This window comes from Streptomyces sp. Ag109_G2-15, from assembly GCF_900215565.1.
In the GTDB taxonomy this organism is placed as follows: domain Bacteria; phylum Actinomycetota; class Actinomycetes; order Streptomycetales; family Streptomycetaceae; genus Streptomyces; species Streptomyces diastatochromogenes.
The window spans coordinates 4,888,412-4,902,188 of record NZ_OCNI01000001.1 but is presented as its reverse complement, the minus strand read 5'-3'; the positions used below and the strand labels follow the sequence as shown (position 1 = coordinate 4,902,188).

Below are 13,777 nucleotides of genomic sequence, written 5' to 3'. Positions count from 1 at the left end.
TGTGACAGGAGGTTCGCGGGGGGCACGTGTGATCGACACAGCGCGTTCACGCAGGTGCTCGTGCACGACCTGTTCACGCACCCGCTCATGCGCGACGTGTTCACACAGGTGCTCATGCGCGACGGCGCCCCTCCCCACGCAGCAGGGGAAGGACGCCGTCGGCGGGCGGGGCGGTCAGGCCGCTATCGGGGCCTGCTCCGCGGCCGGCTGCTGCGTCGCCGCCGTACGCCGGGCGAGGAGCCGGTCCAGGCCGAAGGCGCCGGAGCCGGTGAAGACCAGCAGGAAGAACGTCCAGCTGAACAGGGCCGACAGCTCGCCGCCGTTCTGGATCGGCCACAGGGCGGCCTGCTGGTGGACGTCGAAGTACGCGTACGCCATCGAGCCGGAGGCGATCAGCGCGGCGCCGCGGGTACCGAGGCCGAGCAGGACCAGGCCGCCGGCGACCAGCTGGATCACGGCCGCGTACCAGCCGGGCCAGGTGCCGGACGGGATCGTGCCGCCGTTGGTGCCGGCGGCGCCGCCGAGGACGCCGAAGAGCGAGGCGGCGCCGTGCACGGCGAACAGCAGGCCGATGACGATGCGGAAGAAGCCGATGACGTACGGCTGAGCGGAGTTGAGGCGTGCGGACATGGGGGGTTGCTCCTCTTCGGTGTCGGTGGGGCCGGCCAGGCCGTCCGGCGTTGCCGGACAAAGCGGTGCCAGGCCGGTCGTGGGGGCGGCGGTACCGAATGAGGGACCCAGGTTAGGCGGACCTAATCGATGCTTGCAAGTTCAACATTTGGCCATGGTTCCGCTTCCGCTTGCGGTTCCGCATCGGCCACAGCCGCACGTAGGACGGCTCGCGCCACCGCGTCGGCGTCCGAAAGCGTGACCGAATCCACTCCTGGACGGGCACCCGCGGCGGTCACCCAGTGCACACCCTCGGTCGGCACACCGAACGCGAACCGCCTTGCGTGGACGCGTTCTTGACGATCGATCAGACGATAGGGCCGCTGTGTTACATCCAGCCCTCCGGTTTCGTAACCGTCCACCGTGTGCGGCCGGCAGCCGCCGCTCGCCAGCAGTCCCGCGAGCAATTCGTCCGCCGTCCGCCGTAGATCGGGTTCCGGAAGACGCGCCTCTATGAGGGTGGTCACACGCACCGCCGTCCCCGGCACGTCCGGCGAGTGCGCCACCCACGCCCCCTGCTCGGCCCGCACCTTGAGACCCGGACCCAGCACATCGACCACACCCGCCTCGACCAGGGCCGCCAGTTCCTCGATCCGGCGCCGGGGCGGGCCGATGGACAGGAAGGCGTTGAGCGGGGTGTACCAGCGGTCCAGGTGCGCACGCCGGGAGTCGCCGGTCAGGCCGCCGTGGTCCACCACCAGGCGTATCTCGTTGCGCAGGTCCCGCAGCACGTCCAGCGCGGCCTTCAGCGGACCGCGTACGTTGCCCAGGGCGGCCTGCGCCGCGTCCTCCCGCAGATACCCCAGCAGCCACGTCCGCCACTGCCCGGCATCCGCGAACTCCCGGTCCCCGTACGGCCTGGAGATCCGCTCCCAGCTCCAGCGGTCCTCGGCGCCGACCCCGAACTCCGCCAGCAGCGCGGCCTCGCGGGGATCGCCGTGCGGCACGGCGAGGAAGCGGTCGGCGAAGTCGGGCCTGCCGGTCAGCGCGCCGTAGTAGACCGTCTCCACCTCCTTCGCGACCAACGGCCATATCTCCGCGAGGAAGTCGGGCGCCTCACCGGAGTCGGCGCGCTTGCGGAAGCCCGCGATCACCTCGGGGGTGAGCACCAGCGGGAGGTGACGGCCGTACGGGCCCTTGGCGTTGTCGCCGCGCGCCTGGTACGGCACCCCGCGCCGCGAACCCGCGTACAGACGCGGCTCCCGCCCGGAGGGCCGGTAGCGCAGGACGCCGTCGGCACCGCGGACGAAGCGGCCGCCCCGGCCGGTGGTCAACAGGGCCATGTGGTCGAAGAAGTTGAGGCCCAGGCCGCGCAGCAGCACCGGTTCGCCGGGCGCGAGCGGGGAGAGGTCGACGTCGGCCGGATTGGCGGGGGGTATGTGGCGCAGGCCGTGCCGCTCGGCGTATCCCGCCGCCCGCCGCTGCTCCTCGTCCGCGGCCGCCGGCAGGTGTCCCTGGGCCAGCACCACCGCGGCCAGGCCGGACAGCACCCGGCCGTCGTCGAGGGTGAGCACCTGGCCGCCGTCGGGGCCGTCGTCCAGTCGTACGGCGCGGGCCCGATGGGTCTCGACGCGCACCGCGCGCGGGGCGGTGCGGACGGTCCGCGCGAACACCCACTCCAGATAGCGGCCGTAGTGGGCGCGGGTGGGGTACTCGTCCGGGCCCAGCTCGCCGTCCGCCCACTCGTGCAGGCTGGGGCCCGGGCGGATCGGGCCCGAGCAGTCCACGCTGGCGTCGGTGAACAGCGTCACCTGGCTCGCCACGGTGTTCATCAGCAGCTCGGCCGACTGCGCGGTCCGCCAGACCCGGCCCGGGCCGGGCGGCGCCGGGTCGATCACGTGGACCGCCAGCCGGACGCCCGGCGGAAGGAGTTCCGGTGCGGAGGCGCAGAGGCGCTCCAGGACGCTGGTTCCACGGGGTCCGGCCCCGACCAGGGCGACGGAGACCGTGGGGGATTCCTGGATCGGTGCAGACAACGGCGTGACTCCCGGGCGTGTGGGGCGCATGGCAGCAGACCGCCCACAGGAAGCGGACGGTCCGCCTCATCATGCCTGTCCACGACTCGCCGAGCGGGGAGACCCCTGGGCCCGCCCGGTTCAGGACCCCTTTTCCGGGCCCGAGTTGTCCGTCATTACGGTCATGGGCGCACACTCAGGGCGCGACGGCCTCGCGCGACCGGCCGTTCTCCCGCACGTGCACATGCCCGTCTCGGGGGTAGGCGGGCGGCGCCGCCGGCAACAGCCCGGTCAACTCGTAGCCGCACTTCCGCGCGACCCGGCACGAGGCCGCGTTGTCCGCCTGGTGGAGCAGTTCGAGGCGGGTCAGCCCGTCACCGCCGAAGGCCGCGAAGGCCCAGTCGCTCAACGCGTCCAGCGCGCGCGGTGCCACTCCCCGGCCGCGCGCGGGGGCCGCCGTCCAGTAGCCGACCTCGGCGGAGTCGCCCGGGGCCTCGGCGAACTTCAGGACCGCGTGCCCCAGCACCCGTTCCGGCCCGGGACCGGACTCCACGACGGCGAAGGAGAACCGGCGCCGCTCCTCCCACCCGCGCGCCTGCTCCCGAATCCACCGGGCCGCGCCCGCCTCGCCCTCCACCACCCCGCTGGTCCAGCGGCGCAGGGCGTCGTCGCGGTACGCCTCGACCAGGGCGGCCGCGTCCGCCGGGCACCACGGCCTCAGCAGGAGAGCGGGGCCCGTGGGGGTGGCGGCCACTTCCAGCCGTGCCGTGGGCATGCGGTCCCTTCGGTCGCTCGACGGCCCCGTCACCGGGCCGTTGCCGTTCCCGTGTTGCCCAGCGCCTCAACGGCCCAGTCAATCACCGGAGTCAGCGAATCCGGTGCGGGCCAGCCGTTGATCAGGGCGAGGAGTCGGGCGTACCGGTCCCGGCGGGGATCGTTCGCCGTGGCCAGGTGACGCACCAGCCAGGCGCGCAGCTCGGTGTCGTCGGGCCGGCCGACGGCGACCGCGCAGGCCGCGGTGAGCCGGGCGACGACGGGCTGGGCCTGCGGCGACCCCGGTTCGACCCCCGAGGACACGGCCGCCGCCACGACATCACGGGTGACGGCGACGGCGCCCGGCCGCGGCGGCACGGCGGCGCCGTCGGGCCGCGCGCCCGCATGTTCCTCGACCAGCCCCCGCATCCGGGCCCGGAAGTCCGGGTCCAGGGACAGTTCCGCCAACTCCACCCACGCCGTGACCTGCTCCTCCGTGGGCCGCTCTGGCAGCTCGGGGGTCAGCGACCGCCGGGCGGCCGCGGCAGGGCCCGTACGATCCACCGGGCCGCCGAAGACGGTGCCGAGGAAGTCGTCGATCAGGCGCCGGCGTTCGGCCTCGGACAGGGTGGCGAGCTGATGCATGCGTTCCATCTCCTCGAAGGTGGCCTCGCGCCCGGCCGCCGCGACCAGCACCGCCCGTCGCAGCCGCAGGATGCCGATCTGCGCGTCCAGGGCAGCGGCGTGCTCCGCGGCGACCCGGCCGAGCGGGAGGTCCCGGTCCAGGACACGGCGGATCGTGTCGAGGCCGAGCCCCAGCTCGCGCAGGGTCCGTACGAGGGCGAGACGGGCGACGGCGTCCGGGCCGTAGCGGCGGTAACCGGCGGGCGTGCGGTCGGCCGGCGGCACCAGGCCGCGATCGGAGTAGAGCCGGATCGTCTTGACCGTCAGCCCGGTACGCCGGGCCAGCTCACCGATCGAGTAAAGGGTGCCGTCGTCCATGACCCCACCTTCGGGTCTCCCCCGGCGGGAGACTCAAGCGCCCGGCCATGGCACGACCGACCAGAGCGCCGACCGGCCGCGGCTCCGGCATCTCGAGACGCGGGCCCCTACCCCGCCGCCCCTCGCACGGACTGCCCCCGCACCTCCAGATCTCCCAGCAGCTCCGCCGTGGCCTCCGCCACGGCCTGTACGGCTCGTTCGAACACCTCGCGGTTGTGGGCGGCGGGCGCCCGGAACCCCGAGACCTTGCGTACGTACTGCAGCGCGGCGGCGTGGATGTCGTCCTCGGTGGCCTCACCGGGCAGTACGGGCGGACGCAGCGTCTTGATACTCCGGCACATGCCCCCAGTCTCACGCACGGATCGCGCCCCTGCGAAGATCCCGGCGAAGGCGGCCACCGAACCCCGGGGCCGACCGACGAGAGGAACATCCTCATGACGAAGCACACCGTGGCGATCCTGGGCCCGGGCGGTACCGGCGGCCTCCTCGCCGCCCTCCTGTCCCGCTCCGGCCACCGCGTCATCTGCCTGGCCCGGGAAGCCACCGCCGAGACCCTGCGCGGCACCGGCATCCAGGTCCGCAGCCGCCACTTCGGCGACTTCACGGCACCCGTCGAGGCGGACACGGAGTTGCGCGAGCCGGTGGACGCCTGCCTGATCGCCGTCAAGCACACCTCGCTGGACGCCGCCCTCACCCGCGTCCCGCCCGCCGCCCTCGGCGACGCCCTCGTCGTACCGCTCCTGAACGGCGTCGAACACCCCGCGGCCCTGCGCACCCGCTACCGCCCCGACCACGTGGCCCCCGCGGTGATCCGCGTGGAGTCCACCCGCCTGACCCCGGGCATGATCGAACACGGCAGCGGCTTCATCGAGATGGACCTGACGGGGGACACGACCCCCCGCCCCCGCCTCGACGCCCTGGCCGCCGTCCTCTCCACCGCGGGCGTGACCACGCGCGTACTGGAGGACGAGACGACCGCCCTCTGGTCGAAGATGTCCTTCCTGGCCCCCTTCGCCCTGCTCACCACCCGCTACGGCCTCCCCCTCGGCGAGATCCGCACCCGCCACCGCGAGGAACTGGAGGCCCTGGTCGCCGAGACCACCGCGGTCAGCCGCGCCTGCGGCGCCCCCACGGACCCGGCCCAGGCCCTGGCCCGGTACGACGCCTTCCCGGCCGCCACCAAGTCCTCCATGCAACGCGACGCCGAGGCGGGCCGCCCGCTCGAACTCGACGCCATCGGCGGGGCGTTGCTGCGCGCGGCGGACCGGCACGGCGTACCGGTGCCGGTGACGACCCGCCTGGTACGGGAGCTGCGCGCCGCCGGCCACTGAGCCGGCGGCGCGGGCACTACCCGTTCGCGTGAACCTCACAACCGAACTCGCCACCCAAAATCGAACAGGCGTAGCATTGCCGCGTGGCTACGACCTATGAATTCCCCAGTGACCTCCTCGCCGGTCAGGAGGAGCTGCATCAGGTCCGGGCCGAGCTGTCGGCCCTGCTCAAGCGGCTGCCCTGGTCGGTCGAGCCGATGGACGGCTTCAGCGACGACAACGGCTGGCGCAAGGTGGAGCGGCCCGCCTCCCCCGGCTGGACGGCGGACGAGCAGGCCGAGGTGGAGAAGCTGCGGCGCCGCGAGCACGAGCTGGCGGTGTTCGTCAGCGGCCACCGGTTCTGGTCCGAGGTCGCGGGGGCGGAGCGGGTCGAGGCCCGCACGAAGCTGAAGCACGCCCACGAAGAGGCCGCCGAGGACACCCCGGACAAGGAGTGAAGCGAGAAGCCCCCCGACCGGGACCGGTCGGGGGGCTTCTCGCTCGTGCTGGTGGGCGCGGACGGTTTCGAACCGCCGACATCCTGCTTGTAAGGCAGGCGCTCTACCCCTGAGCTACGCACCCGATCCCCAGGCCATACGCCCAGGACGAGTCGACAGCCTACCTTGCCGGGGGCAGTGCACGGCAAACCCGTATCGCGGGATCACGGTCCTCTCACCTCCTCGGACGGGAAAGTGACGGTGCCCACGGCGAACTGACCGACCCGTGTGTTCGTCTTCAACGGGTGGGAGAATGACACCACCCAGGGCGAACAACAGCACGGGAGAGGGATGTGACGGCGACACCGGGCACGCCAGCGAAGCGGTCGTACCCGCCGGCGGCCGTCCCCTCGGTTCTGCGGGACACCCTCACCCTGATGAGCCTGCCGCTGCTCGCCGCGCTCGCGCTGCCCGCCGCGTTCGCCGGCGGCGGCACCCGGCGCTGGTTCGGCGGGCGCGCGGAGAGCCAGCGGGCCCAGGCGCAGGCCGCGAAGGACGCCGCGGCGGCCGCGTTCTACGAACTCGACACCGCCCAGCGGGACCTCCGGATCTCCATCGAGACCATCTCGGCCGTCGACGACTCCCCCGCCGCCCGGCGCGCGGTGGCCGACTTCGCGGCGCTGGGCGGGCGGATCGACGAGGTCAGTCAGCACTACATCCAGGCCGTGGACGCCCACGACCTGGACCGGGACGACCTGGAGGCAGCGACGGCCGCCCGGGCGCGCGGCGAGCTGAACGCGGCCAAGGACGAACTGCTCCGGGTCAAACAGGAGCTGGACCGTTTCGGCAGCTCGCTCGGGCCGCTGCTCGGCAAGGCCGAGACCCAGCTGGCCCGGCTCGCCCCGGCCGTGGAGCGCGCCCGGCAGGCGCTGCTGGGCGCGAGCAACGCGCTGGACGCCGTACGGGAGCAGGGCCTCAGGGCCGACGACCTGGCCGCGCGGCTCGCCGTGCTGTCGCCCGAGCTGACCAAGCTGAACCAGGGCGCCGGTCAGCACGGGGTCGCGCCGACGCTGGAGCGGGCCGAGCGGGTGCAGCGGGAGGCCGCGGCGATCCGGGCCGAGGCGGAGCGGCTGCCCGAGAAGGCGGCCGAGATCGACCACCGCCTGGTGAGCCTGCGCACCCGGGCGCAAGCGCTGACCACCCGGGCGGGGCAGGTGGACCCGGTGCTGAGCGAGCTGCGGCGGCGGTTCGCGGCCGCGTGCTGGCAGGATCTGCAGCAGGTGCCCGCGCAGGCCCAGGAGAACGTGCGGCAGGCCGAGCTGAAGCTGCGCGAGGCCCGGGCCGCCCGGGACGCCCAGCGCTGGCCGGACGCCACCTCGCTGCTGTCGACGGTACGGGCGCTGCTGAACACCACCGACGAGGCCGTGTCGGCCGCCGGTGACCGGCTGACCCGGCTGAACGCCGTGCAGAAGGATCCGCAGCAGGAGATCGAGCGGACCCGGTTCGCGATCCGGGACGCCCAGCGGCTGGCCATGACCGGCCGTACGACCCCGGATCCGCGGCACGCCCGGCCGCTGGACGACGCGGTGGCCCGGCTGGAGCGGGCGATCGGCACGCTGGAGGGCCGGCACCCCGACTACTGGCACTTCCTGACCGAGACGGAGGCCGTGCGGCAGACGGTGGCCCGGGTGGTGGGGCAGATACGGGAGGAGCGCGGGGGCGCCCACTGAGCCGTTTGCCGTCCAGGCGTGGCGGGCGGATATTGGGACGTACGTATGGCCACCGCTGGCACACGAAGGAGGCGGATATGGCCACACATTCAGTGCACCGGGAGACGCGGCATCGGATCCGGATCGACGATCATCTTCCGGTCGACCACCGTCTGAACATGGTCTACCGGATCGGTGCGGGCCTGATGGGCCTGTTTCTGCTCGCCTTCGGCATCCTCGGCCTGACCAACAACATCGGCTTCTTCGACACCGGCGGGAACACCGCCATGGGTCTGAACACCAACGGCACGCTCAGTGTCCTGTCCGTGTGTGTCGGGCTGCTGCTCTTCGTCGGCATGGTGATCGGCGGAAACTTCGCGTCGACGCTGAACATGACCCTCGGGATCCTGTTCATCCTCAGCGGCTTCCTGAACCTGGGCCTGCTGGACACCTCGCAGAACTTCCTGGCCTTCAAGATCCAGAACGTCCTGTTCAGCTTCGTGGTCGGTGTGCTGCTCATGGTGTTCGGGATGTACGGCAGGGTCGGCTCCACCCTGCCGCACGACAACCCGTACTGGCGGGCCCGCCACCCCGACGCGGTGCAGCCGGAGCAGCGGGCCGTTGAGGGCGGGGATCAGGTGCGGTAGGCGTAGTAAGCCGCGTTGGGGTACGACGCGACGAGGCTCGCCACCGACCGGTTGTACGTGTTGTTGGAGTGGTACGTCACGTACGGCACGCCCTGCGGGCTGCGGTACGTGACGATCATGGAGTGGTCCTTGGACCCGTCCTTGTTGAAGTCCATCTGCAGCACGTCGCCGATGTCCATCTGGTAGACGTTGGCGAGGCTGGTGACGCGCTTGGAGGACAGGGCGAACCAGGAGAACTCGTTGACGCCGACGAACGAGTCCGACTGGATGTCGGCGTTGCCGAACCACTTGTGGAAGTCGTACGTGTAGCCGGGTACGTGCTTCCAGCCGCCCGCCTTCAGGGACTGGCTGACGAAGTTGGTGCAGTCGCCGCCGGCGCCCTGCCCGTTGTAGTCCGGGTAGGCCGGGTTGTAGTTCTTCCAGTACTTGGTCGCGTACGTCACCATCGCCTTGTAGTTGTACGCGCCGGTGGTGATGTTCTTCCGCTTGGCCGGAGCGGGCCAGCTGGTGGCCGCGCGGGGCGCCACGGGCGGGCTGTCGTCGGCCGGGCTGGCCTTCACCGAGGTCGGCTGGGCGACCTGGTTCACCGCGAGGTAGCCGCCGTCCGTGTCACGGACGCTCGCCAGCTGCCAGTTGCCCTGCTGGTCGGCCTTGAAGGTCAGCTCGTGGTGGGCCTGGAAGCCGGTGGTCCTCGGCTCGGTGCCCGTGGCCTTCGCGTAGGTCAGCGTCGTGGTCTCGGTGACGTCGGCCTTGGCCTGGCGGCCGGTCACCCGCGTCGCGTCCAGCGTGACACGGGTGCTGGCCTTGCTGTACTTCTCGCCCAGCTTCGCGAGGCGGGACTGGCGGCCGCGCAGTTCGGTCAGCGCGGAGTTCTCCTCGCGCGACTGCCCGGCGGACAGCTTGACGTCGCCGGAGAAGGCGGCGGCCAGCGGCTTGGCCCGGTGCTGGTCGCCCCGGTCCACCAGGGCGTCCGTGCGGTCGGTGAAGACCGCGTCGGCCAGCCGCTGGAAGGTCGCCTTGGTCGCGGCGTCCACCGTCGGGTCGTCGATGACCGCCGCGCCCGCGCTCCAGTTGGGCACCAGGGCCACTCCGGCGACGACCGAGGCGGCCGCCACCGTGACTATGCCGGCGCGGCGCCCCTTACGGCTCAGTTTTCTGGATTTCAATGATGTTCCCCTCTACACCGGCACACCGGCCGGGCGAGGGCATCTTCGCATGACGTGTGTGCACGTTGTGAAGGGGGTTGCACAAGTGGAACTCGCGGCGCACATACGTCACTTGACCACCGAGGACCAGTCGGGCGCCTGGGCCGGGTCGAGGGCGCGCAGCCGCTGCAGGGTCGCCGGCTTCTGTACGTCGAGCCAGTCGGCCAGTTCCTTGAAGGAGACGCACTTGACGCCCTTCTTGGTGCACACCTTCTTGACCACCTGGTCGATGGCCTTCATGTAGATGCCGCCGTTCCACTCCTCGAAGTGGTTGCCGATGAACAGCGGGGCACGGCTGCCGTAGTACACGCGGTCGAAGCCGGCCAGGTAGGTGTCGACGGTCTGCTTCTCCCACTGCGGGTAGTCGGCGGGGTTGCCGTGGGTCTCGCCGTCGGACTGGTTGGCGAGGAAGTTGAAGTCCATCGACAGGCCCTGGTACTTGCCGCCCTCGTACGGGAGCAGCTGGAGCGGGAAGTTCCACATGCCGTTCTTCTTCGCCGGCCAGATCTGGAAGTCGCCGGTGGAACTGGCGTCGTAGCGCCAGCCGTAGCCCTTGGCGGCCTTCAGCAGGTTCTTCTGGCCCTCCAGACAGGGCGCGCGGCCGCCGGTGACCTCCTTCCTGAAGTCGAAGGGCAGTGCCGGAACGTCCTTGAAGCCGGTGTGGGTCTTCCAGTGCTCCACGAGGCCGTAGAACTGGTCGATCTCGCTCTTCCACTCCTCGACGCTCCAGTCGTCGCCGCCCTTCTTGTCGCAGAAGTGGCCGTTGAAGTGGGTGCCGATCTCGTTGCCCTGGTCGTAGGCCTGGCGGAGCTGGTCCAGGGTGGTGCGTATGTGGTCGTCGGTGGCGTAGTCGATCGCGGCCTCGCCGGGGGCGTGCTGCGGGCCGTGGTAGAGGGTCTTCTTGCTCTGGGGCAGCAGGTAGATGCCCGTGAGGAAGAAGGTCATGTGGGCGTCGTACTCCTCGGCCAGCTCCCGGTAGTGCGAGAAGAGGTGGTCGCTGCCCTCCAGCGCGCCGTCCCAGGAGAAGACGACGAACTGGGGCGGCTTCTCACCGGGTTTGAGCGGCTCTGCCTTCAACTGCCCTTCCTGGGGGCCGGTGTAGGAGGTGGAGCCGTCGCCGAGGATCTTCGTCCTGCCGTCCCACTCGGGCTTCTTGGCCTTCGGTGCCGAGGTGGGGGTGTCCTTGGCGGAGGCCGTGGGCGTGGTGCCGTCCTGGCGGTGGAGCACCAGGAAGCCCGCGATCGCCGAGGCGACGGCGAGGAGGGCGGCCAGGGTCCGCATCCCGAGGCCGGCGGGACGGCGGCGTGGTTTGGCCCGGCGGCGACGGCCGGTCGGCGGCTTCTTGTTCATGAGGGGGGCTCATTCTGCGAGGGGTGGGGGGTCGGCGCGGGGCCTCGGGGGTCAGCCGAGGCCCGTGGCTCGCGCCCAGACGCCGTACGGGACGCTGTCGGCGGTGGTGCCGGCGACGCCGTCGAGCGACAGGGGTTCCAGGGACTTGGTCAGGTCGATGCGGTAGACGACGACGGCGGTGGACACGGACGCGGAGGTGCCGACGTACCAGGCGGCGCTGTCGTCCTCGGCGGTGCCGGCCTTGCCCGACACCTTCGCCGCGGCGGGGGCGTCGGCCGGGTGGGCGGTACGGAAGGACTCCGTCAGCGCTCGCTCGACGTGTTCGGCGACGTCCGCGCCGACCGCCCGTTGCGGGCGCGGGGCGGCCATGGGCACCGTGGAGCCGTTGCGGGTGATGCGGCGCACCGAGTACGGCTCGGTGTGGTCGCCGGCGGCGGCGAAGGTGGCGTACCCGCTCGCCATCCGGATCGCGCTGGGCGTGGAGTTGCCCAGGGACAGGGCGGGCACCTGCGGGCCCATGCTGGAGGAGAGCAGGCCCGCCGCCACCGCGGTCCGGCTCACGTTGTCCAGGCCCGTGTCCATGCCGAGCTGCACGAACGGTGTGTTCACCGAGCGGGCGAGGGCCTTGTCCAGGGTGATCCGCCCGAAGGACTTCCCGCCGTCGTTGTGGGCGGCGACCACTTTGCCGTTGCGGTCCCAGTAGGGGCCCTCGGGCGTGGTGACGGCGACGGCGTCGTCGCCGTCGTAGACGGTCTCGGGCGTGACGGGTGTCGCGGGTCCGCCGCGGGTCTTCTTGACCCCGTGCTCCAGACCGGCGGCGTAGACGAACGGCAGGAACGCCGAACCGGCCTGCACGGTGGTCGCGTTGGACTCGTTGTAGCCCTGCTTACGGTGGTCGGGGCCGCCGTAGACGGCGAGGATCCGGCCGTCGGTGGTGACCGAGGCGGCGCCGTAGTGGGCGGTCTTCGCCTGCTCGGGGTGGTCCTTCCGCGCCTGCTTGCGGGCCTTGGCCACGGCCTCGGTCAGCGCGGTCTCCCGCTTGCGGTCGAAGGTCGTGTAGATCTGGTAGCCGCCGAGGTCGAAGTCCCGGTCGGAGATGTGGGCGGCCTTCTTGGCGTACTGCTGGGCCAGTTCGACCAGGTAGTCGCTCTGCTTGCCGGTGTCGTAGGTGCGGCCGGACTTGAGCGGCTCGGGGAAGGTCCGGTACGTGGCCCGCTGGGCCGGCGACAGTTTGCCGATGTCGACCATCCGGTCCAGGATCCAGGACCAGCGCTCGACGGCCCGCTTGTGGTTGGCCTTGCTGAGGGTGGGGTCGTAGAGCGCGGCGCCCTTCAGCAGGGAGGCGAGCACGGCCGCCTGACTGGCGTCGAGCCGGCTGACGTCCTTGCCGTAGTAGGCCTGGGAGGCGCGCTGGATGCCGTAGGTGCCACGGCCGAACCAGCTGGTGTTGAGGTAACCCTCCAGGATCTCGTCCTTGCTCATCTTGTTGTCGAGCTTGAGGGAGATCATCGCCTCGGTGAACTTGCGGCTGAGGGTCTGGTTCTGGGTCAGATAGACGTTCTTGACGTACTGCTGGGTGATGGTGGAGCCGCCCTCGGTGTCCCCCTCCCCCACCGTCCGCCACAGGGCGCGCGTGATGCCCTCGACCGAGATGCCGGGGTCGGAGTAGAAGTCCGCGTTCTCCGCCGCGAGCACCGCCCAACGGACCTGCTCGGGTATGTCCTTGAGCGGCATGTCCTGGCGCCGCACCCAGCCGGTGCGGGCCATCGGCGTCCCGTCGGACCAGAAGTAGACGTTGTCCTGCTGGGTGGCGAAGGAGTTGAGGTTCTTCGGAACGTCCGTCAACTCGTAGGCGACGAACAGCGACAGGCTGAGCACGACGAAGCCCGACAGCACGCCGCCCACCCACTGGCGCCAGGAGGGTATCCAGCGGCGCCAGCCGCTGCGGCCGGGGCGCGGGTAGCGCGGTCTGAGGCGACGGGCGTACGGCGCGAGCGGCGCGAGCCGGGGGCCCGCGGCGGCTCGCAGTCGGGCGAGGGCGGAGCCGGCGGCGGCGGTGAGGCGGGCGCGCACCGATCGGCGGGCGCTGCGCCGCCGTTGTGCGCGGCCACCGGTGGCGGAAGGTTCCGGCGGCGGGGGCACACGCAGTTGCATGGTGACGTCGGCGCGGAGGGCGTCGACCTTCAGATGCAGGGTGGCGTCCGCCTCCTGTGGCTGCCGCTCCCCGGGCCGGTCGTTTCCCCCGCGGCCATCCGATCGCTGCCATGACTCGGCCAAGGCTGCGTCTCCCCTCGCACTGGTCCTTGCGCGCGTGGTTCAGACACAGCAGGTGGACACGGCCGCGTGGTCATCGCGGCGCGGTGAACCCGCTCTTTCCCCCGGTCTTACGGCCCTCGCGGCTCAGCTAAGTTATCAGCGATCTTTTCAAAATCTCCGCACAAGTTTCGGGCAGAAGCGAACACTCATAAAACTTTGAAGTGTTGTGACAAGCGCCACTCCGGTTAGCCTGTGCGCATGCCTCGCTACGAGTACCGCTGCCGTACCTGCGGTGACACCTTCGAACTGAGCCGTCCGATGGCGGAGTCCGCCGCCCCGGCGTCGTGCCCTGCGGGGCACGACGACACGGTCAAGCTGCTGTCGACGGTGGCGGTGGGCGGCTCGTCCGCCGCGCCCGCCCCGGCACCCCGGGCGGGCGGGGGCGGGGGCGGTTGCTGTGGTGGGGGCTGCTGCGGGTAGCTCC

Annotated in this window: 13 protein-coding genes and 1 tRNA gene; 5 read left to right on the top strand and 9 right to left on the bottom strand. The window is 71.6% G+C overall.

Annotation, left to right across the window (positions count from 1 at the left end; genetic code table 11):
* Positions 1 to 174: 174 nt before the first annotated feature.
* From CRP49_RS21940 to CRP49_RS21920, 5 genes are all read right to left on the bottom strand, one after another.
* Positions 175 to 630 (bottom strand): DoxX family protein, encoded by a 456-nt coding sequence (locus CRP49_RS21940; RefSeq protein WP_097254921.1) that lies wholly within the window; start codon positions 628 to 630, stop codon positions 175 to 177.
* A 122-nt stretch (positions 631 to 752) separates the two neighbouring features.
* Positions 753 to 2,675, bottom strand: a complete 1,923-nt coding sequence (locus tag CRP49_RS21935) for an FAD/NAD(P)-binding domain-containing protein (protein ID WP_097254920.1) — start codon at positions 2,673 to 2,675, stop codon at positions 753 to 755.
* A gap of 145 nt (positions 2,676 to 2,820) precedes the next feature.
* Entirely contained in the window at positions 2,821 to 3,399 is a 579-nt protein-coding gene (locus CRP49_RS21930; protein ID WP_097254919.1) for a GNAT family N-acetyltransferase, read from the bottom strand.
* A 29-nt stretch (positions 3,400 to 3,428) separates the two neighbouring features.
* A complete protein-coding gene (locus tag CRP49_RS21925) occupies positions 3,429 to 4,379 on the bottom strand; it encodes a MerR family transcriptional regulator (RefSeq protein WP_097254918.1) in 951 nt (316 codons plus the stop codon).
* Positions 4,380 to 4,486: 107 nt separating this feature from the next.
* Positions 4,487 to 4,720, bottom strand: a complete 234-nt coding sequence (locus tag CRP49_RS21920; protein ID WP_097254917.1) for a DUF2277 domain-containing protein — start codon at positions 4,718 to 4,720, stop codon at positions 4,487 to 4,489.
* A gap of 93 nt (positions 4,721 to 4,813) precedes the next feature.
* Here CRP49_RS21920 and CRP49_RS21915 point away from each other — a divergent pair, with 93 nt between their 5' ends.
* Together CRP49_RS21915 and CRP49_RS21910 are read left to right on the top strand one after the other, a co-directional pair.
* A complete protein-coding gene (locus CRP49_RS21915) occupies positions 4,814 to 5,710 on the top strand; it encodes a ketopantoate reductase family protein (RefSeq protein ID WP_097254916.1) in 897 nt (298 codons plus the stop codon).
* Between the two features lie 83 nt (positions 5,711 to 5,793).
* Positions 5,794 to 6,147 carry a hypothetical protein gene (locus CRP49_RS21910; RefSeq protein WP_097254915.1) on the top strand — a complete coding sequence of 118 codons (354 nt, stop codon included), beginning with the start codon at positions 5,794 to 5,796 and terminating at the stop codon, positions 6,145 to 6,147.
* A 49-nt stretch (positions 6,148 to 6,196) separates the two neighbouring features.
* Here the strand turns inward: CRP49_RS21910 and CRP49_RS21905 are convergent.
* Positions 6,197 to 6,271, bottom strand: a tRNA-Val gene (locus CRP49_RS21905).
* Positions 6,272 to 6,479: 208 nt separating this feature from the next.
* On the opposite strand from CRP49_RS21905, the gene CRP49_RS21900 reads away from it, so the two are divergent.
* Positions 6,480 to 7,856 carry a hypothetical protein gene (locus tag CRP49_RS21900; protein ID WP_097254914.1) on the top strand — a complete coding sequence of 459 codons (1,377 nt, stop codon included), beginning with the start codon at positions 6,480 to 6,482 and terminating at the stop codon, positions 7,854 to 7,856.
* A gap of 77 nt (positions 7,857 to 7,933) precedes the next feature.
* A complete protein-coding gene (locus CRP49_RS21895; protein ID WP_097254913.1) occupies positions 7,934 to 8,482 on the top strand; it encodes a DUF4383 domain-containing protein in 549 nt (182 codons plus the stop codon).
* Here the strand turns inward: CRP49_RS21895 and CRP49_RS21890 are convergent.
* From CRP49_RS21890 to CRP49_RS21880, 3 genes are all read right to left on the bottom strand, one after another.
* Positions 8,470 to 9,648, bottom strand: coding sequence for an amidase domain-containing protein (locus CRP49_RS21890; protein ID WP_179851704.1), 1,179 nt, complete (start codon positions 9,646 to 9,648; stop codon positions 8,470 to 8,472). The two genes, CRP49_RS21895 and CRP49_RS21890, sit on opposite strands and share 13 nt — an antisense overlap.
* Positions 9,649 to 9,756: 108 nt before the next feature.
* A complete protein-coding gene (locus CRP49_RS21885; protein ID WP_097254912.1) occupies positions 9,757 to 11,037 on the bottom strand; it encodes a hypothetical protein in 1,281 nt (426 codons plus the stop codon).
* Positions 11,038 to 11,088: 51 nt separating this feature from the next.
* Positions 11,089 to 13,191 (bottom strand): transglycosylase domain-containing protein, encoded by a 2,103-nt coding sequence (locus CRP49_RS21880; RefSeq protein ID WP_097257482.1) that lies wholly within the window; start codon positions 13,189 to 13,191, stop codon positions 11,089 to 11,091.
* Between the two features lie 360 nt (positions 13,192 to 13,551).
* Here CRP49_RS21880 and CRP49_RS21875 point away from each other — a divergent pair, with 360 nt between their 5' ends.
* Positions 13,552 to 13,773: a zinc ribbon domain-containing protein gene (locus CRP49_RS21875; protein ID WP_097257481.1), complete on the top strand. Its 222-nt coding sequence runs from the start codon at positions 13,552 to 13,554 to the stop codon at positions 13,771 to 13,773.
* The last annotated feature ends 4 nt before the right edge of the window (positions 13,774 to 13,777 follow it).